The organism is Planktothrix serta PCC 8927 (genome assembly GCF_900010725.2).
Lineage (GTDB): Bacteria > Cyanobacteriota > Cyanobacteriia > Cyanobacteriales > Microcoleaceae > Planktothrix > Planktothrix serta.
This window is the reverse complement of the sequence record NZ_LR734877.1, coordinates 474,501-489,622: the sequence shown is the minus strand read 5'-3', so window position 1 is coordinate 489,622 and position 15,122 is coordinate 474,501. Positions and strand designations below refer to the sequence as shown.

The 15,122-nt window shown below is 37.1% G+C and carries 15 protein-coding genes and 1 pseudogene; 9 read left to right on the top strand and 7 right to left on the bottom strand.

The annotated features are described in order from the left end of the window. The first annotated feature begins 10 nt into the window (after positions 1 to 10). A complete protein-coding gene (locus PL8927_RS18785) occupies positions 11 to 784 on the top strand; it encodes a hypothetical protein (protein WP_083624663.1) in 774 nt (257 codons plus the stop codon). 132 nt (positions 785 to 916) lie between these two features. Here PL8927_RS18785 and PL8927_RS18780 read toward each other — a convergent pair whose 3' ends face one another. Together PL8927_RS18780 and PL8927_RS18775 are read right to left on the bottom strand one after the other, a co-directional pair. Next, the gene (locus PL8927_RS18780; RefSeq protein WP_083624661.1) at positions 917 to 1,159 is read right to left on the bottom strand and encodes a hypothetical protein; all 243 of its coding nucleotides are present in this window, start codon (positions 1,157 to 1,159) and stop codon (positions 917 to 919) included. 123 nt (positions 1,160 to 1,282) lie between these two features. Continuing rightward, positions 1,283 to 1,558, bottom strand: coding sequence for a type II toxin-antitoxin system HicA family toxin (locus PL8927_RS18775; RefSeq protein WP_083624659.1), 276 nt, complete (start codon positions 1,556 to 1,558; stop codon positions 1,283 to 1,285). A 306-nt stretch (positions 1,559 to 1,864) separates the two neighbouring features. Here PL8927_RS18775 and PL8927_RS28600 point away from each other — a divergent pair. The 6 genes and pseudogenes from PL8927_RS28600 to PL8927_RS18750 form a co-directional block, all read left to right on the top strand. Next, positions 1,865 to 2,027, top strand: a pseudogene (locus tag PL8927_RS28600) (IS701 family transposase); the annotation flags it as partial. A gap of 108 nt (positions 2,028 to 2,135) precedes the next feature. Next, positions 2,136 to 3,062, top strand: a complete 927-nt coding sequence (locus PL8927_RS18770) for an ATP-grasp domain-containing protein (RefSeq protein WP_231506064.1) — start codon at positions 2,136 to 2,138, stop codon at positions 3,060 to 3,062. A gap of 219 nt (positions 3,063 to 3,281) precedes the next feature. Continuing rightward, complete coding sequence (locus tag PL8927_RS18765) at positions 3,282 to 4,682, top strand: DUF2157 domain-containing protein (RefSeq protein ID WP_083624911.1); 1,401 nt, start codon at positions 3,282 to 3,284, stop codon at positions 4,680 to 4,682. A 27-nt stretch (positions 4,683 to 4,709) separates the two neighbouring features. Next, complete coding sequence (locus PL8927_RS18760) at positions 4,710 to 5,360, top strand: GDYXXLXY domain-containing protein (RefSeq protein ID WP_083624652.1); 651 nt, start codon at positions 4,710 to 4,712, stop codon at positions 5,358 to 5,360. Between the two features lie 123 nt (positions 5,361 to 5,483). After that, positions 5,484 to 6,629, top strand: coding sequence for an AAA family ATPase (locus tag PL8927_RS18755; protein WP_083624649.1), 1,146 nt, complete (start codon positions 5,484 to 5,486; stop codon positions 6,627 to 6,629). Beyond that, entirely contained in the window at positions 6,626 to 7,057 is a 432-nt protein-coding gene (locus PL8927_RS18750; RefSeq protein WP_083624647.1) for a hypothetical protein, read from the top strand. The genes PL8927_RS18755 and PL8927_RS18750 overlap by 4 nt, the downstream gene beginning before the upstream one ends. A gap of 243 nt (positions 7,058 to 7,300) precedes the next feature. Here the strand turns inward: PL8927_RS18750 and rpmF are convergent, their stop codons facing one another. The 5 genes from rpmF to PL8927_RS18720 all read right to left on the bottom strand — a co-directional run bounded on the left by rpmF (position 7,301) and on the right by PL8927_RS18720 (position 12,540). Then, positions 7,301 to 7,480 carry a 50S ribosomal protein L32 gene (gene rpmF, locus PL8927_RS18745; protein ID WP_083624645.1) on the bottom strand — a complete coding sequence of 60 codons (180 nt, stop codon included), beginning with the start codon at positions 7,478 to 7,480 and terminating at the stop codon, positions 7,301 to 7,303. 157 nt (positions 7,481 to 7,637) lie between these two features. Then, positions 7,638 to 8,426 (bottom strand): exodeoxyribonuclease III, encoded by a 789-nt coding sequence (xth, locus tag PL8927_RS18740; RefSeq protein ID WP_083624642.1) that lies wholly within the window; start codon positions 8,424 to 8,426, stop codon positions 7,638 to 7,640. A gap of 24 nt (positions 8,427 to 8,450) precedes the next feature. Continuing rightward, entirely contained in the window at positions 8,451 to 9,101 is a 651-nt protein-coding gene (locus PL8927_RS18735) for a type I restriction endonuclease subunit R (protein WP_083624640.1), read from the bottom strand. 261 nt (positions 9,102 to 9,362) lie between these two features. Then, positions 9,363 to 11,000 carry an acetolactate synthase large subunit gene (locus PL8927_RS18725; RefSeq protein WP_083624637.1) on the bottom strand — a complete coding sequence of 546 codons (1,638 nt, stop codon included), beginning with the start codon at positions 10,998 to 11,000 and terminating at the stop codon, positions 9,363 to 9,365. Between the two features lie 175 nt (positions 11,001 to 11,175). Beyond that, positions 11,176 to 12,540 (bottom strand): NAD-dependent succinate-semialdehyde dehydrogenase, encoded by a 1,365-nt coding sequence (locus tag PL8927_RS18720; protein ID WP_083624634.1) that lies wholly within the window; start codon positions 12,538 to 12,540, stop codon positions 11,176 to 11,178. A gap of 575 nt (positions 12,541 to 13,115) precedes the next feature. Here PL8927_RS18720 and PL8927_RS18715 point away from each other — a divergent pair. Both PL8927_RS18715 and PL8927_RS28595 read left to right on the top strand, forming a co-directional pair. Continuing rightward, positions 13,116 to 14,561 carry a hypothetical protein gene (locus tag PL8927_RS18715; protein WP_083624631.1) on the top strand — a complete coding sequence of 482 codons (1,446 nt, stop codon included), beginning with the start codon at positions 13,116 to 13,118 and terminating at the stop codon, positions 14,559 to 14,561. A gap of 192 nt (positions 14,562 to 14,753) precedes the next feature. Continuing rightward, positions 14,754 to 15,122: RNA-guided endonuclease InsQ/TnpB family protein (locus tag PL8927_RS28595; protein WP_231506063.1), on the top strand; the 369-nt coding region annotated here is incomplete at its 3' end.

Genomic DNA, 15,122 nt, shown 5'->3' with positions numbered 1-15,122 from the left:
AAACAACAATATGGCTGAACAAAAAATCTTCTTATCTCTTGCTCACATTCAGGCAGCTTGTTTTTTTGCCAAATCAACCTATGATCTTGAGAAAGAATACACTGGCAAAGATCTTAACGATGAAATAATTCAAAAACATAGTGCTTATTCAATAGGCTCTATAATAACTGCTGTATCTTATCTGGAAGCTACAATCAATGAACTATTTTTTGATGTAGCAAATCGCTCTAAGGAGGTTAAAGTCGAACATTTACCAAACGGTACACCTGATAGAATGAAGGATATGTGGGAAGACATAGAAAAAAGTTCTATGCTTGATAAGTACGAAATGGCTTTAATTTTAGCAGAAAAACAGTTTGATAAAGGAAAAGAACCTTATCAATCAGTTCAATACTTAATTAAATTACGCAATGAGCTTGTCCATTATCATCAAAAGTTAAGAGAGATTAAAGAAGCAAATGAAGATCCCACTAACAATAACAAAAAAACCTGGGAGGACAAATTAGAAAAATTTCTGGATAAAGACAAAAAAATAAAATTAAACCCTTTGACTGGCTCAAGTAATCCTTTTTTTCCAGATAAGTGCTTAGGATACGGTTGTGCTTTTTGGGCAATTCAGTCTTCTGTAGATTTCACCAAAGATTTTTTCCAGACAATGGGTTTAAACTTTCATAATGCTCCAGAGGGTCGGGAACCCTATTTTATGAAAGCTGTTGAAAAATTACTTAAAGTTAATTCAGAGACAAAAACTAAGGGTAATAAAAATGAACCCGAATTTGAGTAAAAATGCACAAAACTGATTTGCCTCATTGATCTTCTGAACAGAGTAGAAATAAAGGGTGCAGAACAAAGTTCAGAAGGTTTGATGAACAGCTTGCTAATTAACTTCGATTCCAATTAAATTAAATGATGTAATTTAATTTAATTGGAATTCCTGATTTTGATTGTTGTTTGGCGGTTCTGGTAAACGATTTTGCTGTTGACAAAACTCTAAGTAACCATCAACAGAGATAATAAATTCTTTTTGGCTTTCTTCAATGGTTTCTCCCCAAAATGTCACAACATCTCGGCTAATATTAATCACTTGACCTGAAAAAATACCTGCTTCTTCATCAAATTCAGCGTAACCCACATAACCTTTATGATTAAATAAAACCATTGTTTTACCCCTAAACTTCTTGAATAGTTTGCCCCAAACCCGATGCAACTTCTTAATATTTTGCTTTCTTTTAGATAAAAGTGGGGGACGGATAACCCCACCCCCCTATCTTACTTTAGGTAATCATGGCTGAATGCCTGCATTTTTTAAGAATTTGCGTACAGCCACCACAGCGCCCTTATCAGTCTCCTTTCTAGGGTGGGGTTTATGAAAGGTTGCCACAGTATTATTAAGCAGTACGCTAACCCGTGAACCTCCTCCAAGCTGAATTTGACCTCCTAACGCTTGAAGCAGTCTTTCTACCTCCGTCCAGACGATACTCGCCGAGACAGGATTTTTGAAGATCGCCTCAAGTGTCTTATTTTGCTTGCTGTTCAACTTGTGTAAGGTTGTTGGCATTAAGCTTTTTTTAGGTTAAGGGGCTAAGTAATTAGCCTAATCAATTTTTGAATTTTTGTCAAATTTATTACACGGCTTTGGCTTAATCCAGGTTGATCGCTCTCTAACAAAAAAACTCTTATCCCAAAACTATTTAATATCGGTCGCCTCAAACCATTACAAAAGTTGTTCGTCAAGGATTTCGAGTCAATGATAAAGTATTGCGTCCGATTGAGGTGATTACCTCTAAATTAGAGTGAATAAAAAATTTTTTGAGAATTTGCGTAATTTTGTTTCTAAGTCGCTATAAGTCAGTATAGCTAATGACAAAGTAGTTCGTTTATCAGTACATTAGACAAAGTGAAATTACCTTGGGTGCTAGCAATAAGAAGTAATCATGGAGTGTGGATGTCAACTAATCAGACAGTTAGAGCCAATAAATGGTGTAAATTTGATCTTGGTTTTTAGCAATCAAGAATCAGAAACAAGATCTAGCGGTAGGCGATCGCGTAAGGTACAATAGAAGTAAAGGTTAGGGAAAAACAAATGAAAGCGTATTCAATATTACTTTTCAAGATATTCAGCATGGGTTTACTCATTGTTGTTATTTTTCTGCGATCGCTCCCTGATCGCCTTTATACATCTTATTAATGTACCTCATGCGATCGCACACCGCTATATGTTAAATAATATTCGGTTATTACTACAAGCTTGCCATAATCTCAATATAGCTTATGAAATCCTCCATGATCATGAGAATTTAGTTAAAATTAAGCTTAATAAAAATTACTATTTCTGTAATTATAGTACCCCTTTTGTCGATCAATCTGTTTTTAAAATTCTCAAAGATAAGGAATATACTTACTCCATTTTAAAGGAAAAAATTAAAATTCCGAAAACATCTGGTTTTCTTTCCCCATTTTGTGATGAAAAATATCAAGAGTATTTAAAGTTTAAAACAATTCCTGAGATTGCTCAAGAAATTAAGAGAATTTTTAAATTTTCCGTAATTGTTAAACGAAATTCTGGTTCCAGTGGACACAATGTTTTTTTATGTAAAAGTTTTGAAGAAATTGAAACCGCATTAACCACAATTTTTAATATTCATGATAAAAATTATGATTATATTGCTATTGCTCAAGAATATATTGTCATTAAACGGGAATATCGAGCCATCTTTTTAAATCGAAAATTAATCTTACTCTATGAAAAAGATATTAGTCAGGCAATATTTACCGGAAATTTAAGCCCTTTACATTGGGAAGGAGCGCAAGCAAAATATATTGATAACTGTCAAATTATATCAGAAATTGAAACGTTTTGTCAACCTATTTTTCAAGAATTAAATTTAGACTATACTGGGTTAGATATTGCAGTAGATGAGCATGGACAATATTGGTTTATTGAGGCTAACTCCCATCCCAATTATGATATTTTTACTAGAGATAACGGATCAGAACTTGCTATCCAAGTCTTTGAAAAAATGCTGACTTTTCTAGCTTCTAAAGCAGGCAATAGGCAATAGGCAATTAAAAACTTGTAGCTAGATTTTTGGGTATTTCGGTTTTTCTTTTTCCTGTGCAAGTTAACTATCTGTCACAGACCTGAACTATTAACCTTGATTTTCAATTACAACAAGAATTGTACTTTCCGAATATCTAGGTTAAAACTAAAATACGATTCTATCCCTCGGATCAACAGCCATCTAATTCTCCTAACATTGTTTTATATTACTTCAAATGAAATGATCAACGAAAAATTCCGACATCAACTTCGTCAAGAAGCCAAACTGTGGCAGGAAGAACAGATTATTGATGATTCTGTTTATCAACAGTTAGCAACACGCTATCAATTTGATCATCTTGAAACAGCCGCCAGTAGCCGATTTGTGATGATTCTAATCGGTTTAGGCAGCATTCTATTAGGGTTAGGTGTAATTACCTTTGTCGCAGCGAATTGGCAAGACTGGTCAAAAGTAGTTAAAGTTATCCTACTTCTGAGTTTATTTATTGGAGTCAATGCGGCTGGCTTTTATTTATGGAAACAGCCATCAGAGTCTTTTCAAGTCGGAAGAAAACGACGTTTAGGAGAAGGATTATTACTCTTTGGCGCATTAATTTTAGGGGCAAATATTGCCTTAATGGGACAAATTTTTCATCAAAGTGGTTCTCCCTATGAACTCTTTCTGGTGTGGGGAATTGGGGTATTAGCAATGTCCTATAGTTTGCAACTCACATCTTTAGGATTTTTAGGACTACTATTGTATGCAATAGGATATTGGACAGGAACCTCTAATTTATTCTCACAGCAAGAATTTTCTATCTTGCATTTAGTCTTAGAACATACCCCATTAATTGCCGGATTTTTGTTAATTCCCCTGGCTTATTGGTGTCAGTCCCGTGTTCTATTTGTGATGACTTTATTGATTCTAATTCCGGCTTTACAGATTAGTATTTTACCTTTGGTTAATTCTAATTTATCCGAAGGATTTATTTTTGCAATTTTATCAATCTTTACTCCCGCTTTACTATGGAGTTATGATGATAGTTTATGGCCGACTATTGACAGTAGACGCTTTCAACCTACATCCCGAACCCTATCCATTATTCTGTTAGCAATTTTATTTTTTGTTTTCTCTTTTAATGGAATGTGGCAGAATCTTTATTCAGAAAATTCCAGTTTAATACCAATTAGCAACTTTGTTTTAATTGATTTTGTCATCTTTTTGGGAATTCTGTTTTTACAATGGTTTCAACTGGTTAAACCTAGTGCTATTCATCCCAATAAATGGGGATTTGATTCCGTCACCAGCGTAATTGCAGGATTTTTAGGATTAACGGGATTAATCTGTTTTTGGCATTTGCAAATTCATCCTATTCCTGAACTTGCAACATTTTTGTTTAACGTCCAGATGTTTTTATTAGCAGCCGGATTAATTAGAATTGGACTTGCACAAACTCAACGATTTGCCTTTTGGGGAGGCATGATTTTATTAGTTTCCCAAATCATGAGTCGCACCTTTGAATACAATACCGAATTGATTCTAAAAGCCTTTGTGTTTACCTTATGTGGTGTCGGGGTAATTATAGCGGGGTTATGGTTTGAACGCCATTTATTAGCCGTTGCTAAAATCCAAAATCGTTAATCTTTCTATATTTTAGGAGTAAAATTCATGAATCCTTATAACCTGAATGAACCTCAACCTTCTGTTGTTTTAAATCAGCCTCCTGTTGTTAAAAAACAAATTTCTGCTTGGAAATTTTGGACACCGTTATTATTTCAATTAATCCTAATTTTAGCGGTTCCTTCTCAAGCCTTTTATACTCAGATAACCGGAAAAACTGTGGTATTACAAACCGCACCCGTTGACCCCTATGACTTTTTTCGAGGATATTATCAAACCCTGAGTTATGATATTTCTAATCTTGATACTCTCCAGGGACTTCCCGGTTGGAAACAAATCGCTAAAGCCGAGAAATATTTGCCGCCAGGAAGTCTAATTTATGTCACCTTAGAACAACCCAAAGATGCAACAAAATCTCAACATCCCCCAGCTTGGAAACCGATAAAAGTTAGTGCAGAATATCCCCAGAATTTATCTAATAATCAAATTGCTTTACAAGGAAAATCAACAGGATGGAGCATTGAATATGGTTTAGAACGATATTATATGCCAGAAAATCAACGAGAAGAAGTTAATAGTACAATTACAGAAGCTCAAATGAAAGATCGACAATCTTTTGTTGTAGAAGTCAAAGTTAATGCTCAAGGAAAAGCAATTCCAGTTAGTTTGTGGGTGCGCGATCGCAATTACAAATTTTAATTGCCTAAAACCCAGTTTCTAGTTGTGATACAATTTCCTAAAATATGATACAATTAAGAAATTGGGTTTTAATATTAATTTAAAATCAATCTCATTTGTTCTTTACAATCAATAGATAAAAGAATGAAAAAACTTAACCTTACTAATTTAGGACAAATTAAAAAAGCAGACATAGAATTTGGCGATTTAACTTTATTCATTGGCCCTCAAGCTACTGGAAAAAGTATTTTATTGCAATTAATAAAACTCTTACTTGATAGTGGAGATATTGTGCATACGATCAAAAAAAATGGCTATGACTGGGAAGGAGATATAAATAATTTAATCGAGTTGTATTTCGGAGATGGAATGCGGAATATCTGGAGTAAAAACACAGAAATATATAGCAATGACAAAAGTATAGATTTAGAGCAATTATTGAACGAAAATAGCCGAAAAAAAGAGCAGCTTTTCTTTATGCCAGCCCATCGTGTGCTTACTCTTGAAAATGGATGGCCTCGATTGTTTCGCAGCTTTAATGGAGCTCCCTATGTCGTTCGCAATTTTAGCGATCATTTATTGCTACTCATGCAACAAGGTTTGGGTAATAAAGGTAGCCCAATCTTTCCTCAGAAAGGTCGTCTTAAACAAGAACTTCGTGATGTACTAGATCAGAGTATTTTTCACGGTGCCCAGCTAGAACTTAACACCACTGGAATGAGTAAAAGCATCCAAATGAATATGAATGGAAATCGCTTATCCTTCATGTCTTGGTCTGCTGGACAACGAGAATTTATGCCTTTACTTTTAGGTCTTTATTGGCTAATGCCGATATCAAAAGCATCTAAAAAGTCTGATATAGATTGGGTCGTCATTGAAGAACCCGAAATGGGATTGCATCCTCAAGCAATTTTATCAGTAATTTTGATGTGCTTGGAACTTTTGCATCGAGGATATCGCTTACTGATTTCAACTCATTCTCCTGTACTTTTAGAAGCGGTTTGGGCTATTCGTTTCTTACGAGAACAGAAGGCTGATCCCAAAAATCTTTATCAACTTTTTGCTCTGAAGCCGTCTGCCCTAACTACAAAATTATTTGAGGATATTCTCAATCACAAGACTTTTTTGACCTACTATTTTGACCAAAAAGAAGACGGTGTTTATGTCCGTAATATTTCATCTTTAGATCCATTTGATCCTGACCCTGCGATCGCCAACTGGGGGGGATTAACTAGCTTTAGTAGTCAGGCATCGGATGTTGTTTCCCAAGCGGTTCAGGAGAAGGAATGAGTTTTAAGAAAGCGATTGAGAATACACCTTTATTAAAGAATGATTTTAAAAAAGGATTAAAAGCTCTAGGTTCAAATAGTACCAAAGTCAATCCTAATGATCCTAAGAAATGTGAAGGAAGTGTTGATATTGATACAGCAGTTAGATCAAAATATCCTAATGCTTCACGTTGGGACTATGCAGTTGGATATAATGGTAAAACTTATTTTATCGAAGTACATACTGCTAAAACAGATGAAGTAAAGTCTGTTCTGAATAAGCTTCAATGGTTAAAAGATTTTCTCATCAATGATGCCCCTGAATTGAATCAAGAACCCAAATCTTTTCACTGGATTGCTTCTAATGGAAATCACATATTACCGGGTAGTTCTCAAGCTCGTCAGTTAGCTCAAAAAGGAATCATAGTAGTTAGACAACTAACACTGTAATTTATAACTTATTGATAATCGTAATGCTGTTTAAAACTTGGGGGTGGGGTGAGGACAAGCCTCACCCCAGGGTGTCGGGTTTTAGGTGTTCAGTAATTATAGACCAAGGTTCTTGAAATAGTAAAGTCAGATAAAATAATTTGATCGAGATCCCCTCTAAAAACCATAAAGGCGAGGTATCTTTACCCTAACAGGGAAACGTCCTCGCCTTTATTTTGCTGTCGTTTCGCACAGTGTAATCGTTTATTCTTCGTCGCCTGCTTCTGCGTCGTCAGGGGGATAGTAAAATCCTGTAGAACGACCTGTGAGAACGGACTTACCGAGGGATAACGCCTTTTCAGCTTGTAGTCTTGCTTTCCGCTTCCAAGTCGCCTTCCGCATATCGCGTCTCGACCTGGACATTTTCTTCTTGGGTACAGCCATGAGCCTAGATTAATGAAGATTTTGCACAAACTATTATATTACCCTATTTGCACCCTTGACTGAAGATTATGTCTGCCAAAATTTACAAAGACTTTAAAAACTGGACTAAGGCTTCTCGGTTTTACTGGGTCATGGTTCTGAAAGCTTGTTTTTTAGCTCACTCCAGCGTTAAGATAACAGGGGTGTGATCACTCGGCTGTTCCCAGGTTCTAGGGATTTTATCGATGATAGAATTGCTGGCGACTTCGTAGAGGGAGGAGGTTAAATAATGGGTATCAATGCGCCATCCACTATTGCGTCGGAAGGAGGCTTGGCGATAGTCCCACCAGCTAAACTGTCCACCTTCGGTTGTGAACTTGCGAAAGGCGTCTTGAAAGCCTAATTCTAATATTGATTGTAAGGCTTGACGTTCAGCATCACTCGCCATAATATGAGTTTCTCGATTTTTGGGGTTATGAATATCAATATCTTCTAAAGCAATATTAAAATCCCCACAAATACAAATATTTTTAGTTTGAGTTAACAAAATTTTTAAATAATCTTTGAGACAATTTAACCAATTTAATTTATATTGATATTTATCGCTATCAATACTGGAACCATTGGGAACATATAAATTTACAATCGCAATACCATTAACAATTCCCGTTAAAACTCGTTTTTGCTCATCAAATTCTTGAGCTTTTTCAGTATTTAAAAATCCTGAAAATCCCAAATGAACAGACTCTAAGGGAATTTTGCTGAAAATTGCTACCCCATTATAAGCTTTTTGACCATAAATATAAATCTGATAACCCAGGTCTTCAAAAAATGAATGCGGGAAATCTTTATCAATCACTTTTGTTTCTTGTAAACACAGAATGTCAACAGGATTAGTTTGTAACCATTGCACAATATGATCTTTTCGGGTTCTAATTGAATTAATATTCCAAGTTGCAATTTTCATCCTTAACTCCTAATTAAAAATGTATCAAATTTCTGTAATATTATTTCCTAATCGTTTCAAGATTTTTAGCACATCATAAAGCTCATTCTGTAAAGGTAAATGGGAAAAAATACGAGAAATATCATATTGGGGTGTTCCTTGACGATTTAGCTTAATAAAAAAGAACTCTCCCCCATTAGTCACCATACCAAATACAGGTTGTTTAACATCAGAATTACCCATCATATAAGCTAAAGTTTGAGGAATTGCCATATCGAGATTAATTTCAGTTCCCTTAGATTCTAATACCACTATCCAAAATCCTCTTGATACCACTAAAAAATCAATTCTTCCCCGTAAAATTTCCTCTGATACTTCATTCGTAGCTACTGATGTACTAATTTCAACAGCAACTTCTCCTTGCATCTGAAATGGAGGATCGTAAAAACCAGCTAATTCCAGCAAGGGCGATAAAACTACGAGATTAACTAACCCTTCAGCTAGATGTCCATTGGCTCGATGATAGCGATATCGGGCTTTAATTCTATCTAATACTGCTTTCTCAGAGTCAGTTAGATTAATTGTATCTTCCGTCCATTCTATGAAAAAATTAATATCCGCACTACGAATTAAATTAAATTGCTTTTCTGCTTCGCTAATGGTGGTAATTCTTTTAGTAATGGCTGTTTGAGACATCTTAATTACTAGAAAAATAAAATTACAAATGACAAACTAAACAGGGTAGTTCATAATCTTCTTGAGCTAAAATTGCTTCTAAGGCTTTAGCCAAAGTACGATTAGGGCTGCATTAATTATATTATACCATAACAGGTTTTATAAAAATAGCTTTATCCGAATATTGGTGAAATCGCACAAAGCTATTTTTATCGTATTTGAGTTAGAAATGATAGTGCTAAAGCAGAATAACTATTGGGATACTAAAGCACAACAACGGGGTTAAATAGGACAACATAACCCGCCAGAACGTTGACTAAAACGTGAGTTTTCGTTATAGTCAACGGGGCAATCAATCACAACAGGAACGTCTTGGTTTAAGGCTTCTTTGAGAATTGGAACTAAATCCGTTGTTGCTTGAACGCGATAACCTTTTAATCCCATACTTTCGGCAAATTTAACAAAATCAGGATTATTAAATTTGATGAAACAGGATTCGCCAAACTGGTCATTTTGTTTCCATTCAATTAATCCATAACCGCCATCATTAAAGATTAAGGTAACAAAGGGAGTTCCCACTCGTAAGGCGGTTTCCAATTCCTGATTATTCATCATAAATCCGCCATCTCCTGTCACCGCTACCACTTTGCGATCAGGATAGACTAATTTAGCGGCAACTGCACCGGGAATGGCAATTCCCATGGCAGCAAATCCATTAGAAATTAAGCAAGTATTCGGACGTTCACAATGATAATGTCTCGCCATCCACATTTTATGAGCGCCGACATCAGAAATTACGATATCTTCTGGCCCCATAACTTGACGCAAATCATAAATAATTTTTTGGGGTTTAATGGGAAAGCCATCATCATTGGCATAATATTCGTAATCTTTGCGAAGATCCGTTCTTAATTTTAAGGCATAGGGTTCGAGTTTTCCGGTACGGTCTGAACGTCTTAAAATTTCATGGAGAGAGTCAGAAATATCCCCAATAATTTCAGCAATGGGAATATAACTACTATCGACTTCTGCGGAAGTTTCACCAATATGAATAATCGGAATTTTGCCTTGGGGATTCCATTTTTTCGGGGAATATTCAATTAAATCATAGCCAACAGCAATGATCAAATCGGCTTTATCAAACCCACAACTAATATAATCCCGCAATTGTAAGCCTGTTGTCCATAATGCCAAAGGATGGGTATAAGGAATCATCCCTTTTCCCATAAACGTATTCACAACCGGAATATTCAGTTGGGTGGCAAATTCTGTTAAAGCTGCACTTGCATTTCCCCGAATTGCTCCATTTCCCACTAATATTAAGGGATTATTGGCTTTAGAAATAGCGATCGCTGCATCATTCATACTTTGATAAGCAGAATAAACTTTTTCTCGCTTATCTTGTTTTAAAGGATAGCCTTCGACCTCCATACTGGCAATATTTTCGGGGAGATCAATATGCACGGCTCCTGGTTTTTCGGCTTGAGCTATTTTAAACGCTTTTCTGACAATTTCTGGGGTAATACTAGGGCGAACAATTTGAGCATTCCATTTAGTAACCGGGGCAAACATTGCCACTAAATCTAAATATTGATGGGATTCAATGTGCATTCGATCTGTTCCCACTTGACCCGTAATGGCAACTAACGGTGCTCCATCTAAATTCGCATCCGCAACCCCGGTCATTAAATTAGTGGCTCCAGGGCCTAATGTTGATAAACAAACTCCAGCGCGTCCCGTTAAGCGACCATAAACATCGGCCATAAATGCAGCGCCTTGTTCATGACGAGTGGTAATAAATTTGATCGAGGAGGTTTTTAAGCATTCCAGGATTTGCATATTTTCTTCCCCAGGAACCCCAAAAATATACTCGACCCCTTCATTTTCTAAACATTTAACTAACAATTGTGCTGTGTTCATAATTTTTAATAAGAATGGAATTTGATATTTGTACACCCAATTTAGAAACCGGGTTTATGAACGAAAATCTTGATTTTATGTCCTAAACTCCGGTCATAAACCCGGTTTCTTGTTTATGAACGAAAATCTTGATTTTATGTCCTAAACTCCGGTCATAAACCCGGTTTCTTGTGCGCTATTTAATCCAAACGCTTTTAATATTCACAAATTCGTGAATTCCTTGGCTGCTCAATTCCCGTCCGTAACCGGAACGTTTGATCCCTCCAAAGGGTAAGCGAGGATCGGATTTAACTAAACCATTAATAAAGACCGCACCCGCTTCTACTTCTCGAATTAAACGCTTTTGTTCAGCTTGATTTGTTGTCCAAGCACTAGCGCCTAAACCAAAGATGGTACTATTAGCAAGGGTAATGGCTTCATCTAAAGAATTGACGCGAAAGATTAACGCCACCGGCCCAAAGAATTCTTCACTGTAAGCAGGGGCTCCTTCAGGAATTTGGGTTAAAATAGTTGGCGGATAAAAATTCCCTGGACGTTCTAAAGGTTGACCTCCGGTTAATACTTTGGCTCCCAATTCAACACAGCGTTGAACTTGATCATCCAACTCCGTTAAAATATCTGGAGTTGCTAACGGCCCCACTTCGGTATCGGGTAACATCGGATCACCGATTTTTAAAGCGGCAAATTTTTCCGCCATCCGACTTTCAAATTCATCGGCAATACTTGACATTAAAATAAACCGTTTGGCTGCAATACAAGATTGTCCATTGTTTAACATTCGTGCTGTAACAGCGGCTGCAACTGCTGCATTGAGATCCGCAGTTTCTAACACAATAAACGGATCACTTCCGCCTAATTCTAGGACGGTTTTTTTAATATTTTGACCTGCTAAAGATGCTAAACTGGCACCAGCAGGTTCACTTCCGGTTAAAGTTCCGGCTTTAACGCGATCATCGGTAATAATTTGAGCGACTTTATTAGAGCCCACTAATAAGGTTTGAAACACCCCTTCAGGAAATCCGGCGTTTTGGAAAATTTCCGCAATGGCTAAGGCGCATTGAGGCACGTTGGAGGCGTGTTTGAGTAAACCTACATTTCCCGCCATTAAAGCAGGCGCGGCAAAGCGGAAGACTTGCCAAAAGGGAAAATTCCAAGGCATGACCGCTAAAATTGCCCCCAGGGGTTGATAAGAAACAAAGCTGTTACTGGCGTCGCTGGAGACAGGAACATCAGCTAGAAATTGAGCCGCATTTTCCGCATAAAAACGACAAACGGAGGCACTTTTTTTTGCTTCAGCGATCGCAGCAGTAATGGGTTTCCCCATTTCCAAGGTCATGATTTTGGCGTAGGTTTCGGCATTTTCTTCTAACAGGTTGGCTGCGTTTTGCATCCATTGCGATCGCTGTTCAAAGGAGGTTCGCCGATAGTCTTTAAAGGCTTGATCTGCCACAGCCAAAGCCTTCTCAATTTCCGCATCGGTCAGGGCGGTAAAGGTTTTCACCGTTTCCCCTGTTGCCGGGTTTATTGTAGCAATGCCCATAAGTGATTTTTTAGTTTTAAGTTAGAATTAAAGACTTACTTTTTTATCCTAACGCTTAAAAACTCTCTATTTTCACGGAAGGGATCACTCATCCATTACTCGATACAAAACTGTACAATAGTTTAACTAAATTTAAAATACTTAACAATAGGAATAAAAAGTTAATAGAGAAAATAAAAATGGACATAAAATCAGGCTCTTCTGTCCTTATGATATAATGGGTCAGGAATGGGGGCCAATTTTGCCCAAATTTTTACCCTTAACAATAAAATAATGACGGCGATCGCTATTCTCATCTTCAACAAAATCACAAACCAAACGATAAAAACTTTATCAAAAAGTTGATAAAATTTTATTAGAGTTCATCCAGGTTAAACTAGAATGTCACCCAAAAATTAAAATCCAGAAAATAGAGAAAAATCTTAAACCGGACTGATTTTAATTAGTCCACCGCCAGTCAGTTGGTTAAATTTCTGAGCCTCTAAACCTTGACTTGATTCTCAATTTCCCTTAATATAAGCAACAATACATTTCACCGTGTATTGAGAATAAGAATAAATAAAATAAATAAAGCTATGTCTGAAGCCGATCTCCCCACTCCTGAATCGTTTGATCAGCCTCCTGAAGCGCCTTTATCCGAACCTTCGCCCTCGTCGGAAGAGTCCGTTAGTCCTGCGGCAACCCCTGATGAGGAGTGGGAGACGGTGAACTTTCCCAACGCCATCCCCCTTGAGGAATTGTTAAGTGATTTTATCACCCAGTTAGAACAATCGGTAGAAGTACAGTCTAACGGGGAGAGTTCAGCAATTCCAGAGACGATGTTTGTGGAAGGTTCTTATGAGAATGAAATGGCAACGGCTTCCTTAATGTCTGTGGAAGGGGAAACTGAAGAAAATCCGGTACGAGTCGTTCAAATTTTACATGAATGTAACCGAGATTTAATTAATCGGGTGGCGGAATTAGAAGCCGAATTAGATGAAACTCGGCAAAATCGACAGGATCAACAGACTCAATTATTACAACGCACCCAAGAATTGGGAGCAACTCAGGATCAAGTTAAGCGACTATTTAAAAAGTTAGAAATTGCTAATCATGTGATTCGACAACAACAGGTTTTAGTCGAAACCTTAACACAACAATGGGAAGTTACCCAAACCCGACTCGCACAAATGGAACGAGATTGTGCATTAACTCAACAACGCTATAATGAACAGTTTCATGAGTTAGTTCAAGCTCAAAATAGTGGTCGGGAATTGCGATCGCGGCTGCATCGTCAGCAACGCCAAACCCTGCAATTTAAAGTAGCTTTAGAACGCTGTTTAGAGAATCAAGCCCAATTTGAAAGCGGGAAACAAACCTTAGAAACCCTCCCGATCCTGACCGAGGAACACTCTCTATTATCTTCTGCCCCTTTATTAACACCTAAAGCACCTCCGGTACAACCTTGGTCAGTCTCTTTGAATTTTAATAATAACCTCATAGATCCGATAGATGAGGAGGTGAATTTATCCCCAGATCTTGGGGGTATTTCTGATCAAATATCTTCGGAATTTGAGATTGTATTTCCCAGGGTTCAAGGCTTATCAGAAGACTCGCCACTGACTCCGAATGAATCCTTTAAACCTCCGGTGGAATTAACGGCTTCAACCGATGATATTCCCGTTGAAGAATGGCCGCAACCTCGATTTTTAGAAGGGGAATTAGAGCGAATTCGCTTAGAATATGCCTCTTTTATTTCAGAAGATACGGATTTATTTTTATTACAACCCACACCAGAAGATGCAAAAATTCAAGAAAAATCGTCAAAATCGCTGCGGGTTCAATCCTTGAATTCAGAGGGAACAAAATCTCAATCTGCTAGTGCTGTAGCGGTTCGAGAATCCGATCAGGGAGAAAGTGATATTCCTAATTGGCCAGCCCCGTTAATTTATCCTCAACGACGTAAAAAATTAGAGTCTTTAGCCTCAATTAATTTGCCCACTTTTCCGAAAGAAAATCCATTTTTAACGGAAGATTTTTAAGCTTGAGGTTAATACCTGAATGCGGTTTTATTAAGCCCTATCATCACTGATTTTTAGCTTCTTCCGCATGCGTGCCCAACGACTGACCCGATGAGGTCGTGGGATACTTCGACAGGCTCAGTAACAGAATTGCGGTCAGGGACTAGAATGTTCAATAATTGGTTATAATTTAAAAAAAGGAGGTGATTCAAAGTGCTGAAGGCAACAAAAGTCAGGCTCTATCCAACAGCCGAACAGGAATTGGCATTAGCCAAATCTTATGGCTGTGCAAGGTGGTATTGGAATTTTGCCTTAAACGCCTGTATTCAGCACTATCAAGAAACTGGTAAAAGTTTAAAACTGGCATCCTACAAAGGGATGTTACCTCAACTCAAAAAAGAATATCCTTGGCTCAAAGAAGATTGCTATTCATCGGTTCTTCAGTGCGTAGCTATAAACTTAGATAGAGCCTACAAAAATTTTTTTGAGGGACGAGCTAAATTTCCCAATTTTAAATCTAAACATCACAAGCAATCAATTCAGTATCCCCAAAGTGTTACTGTTAACGGTGAATACCTAAAA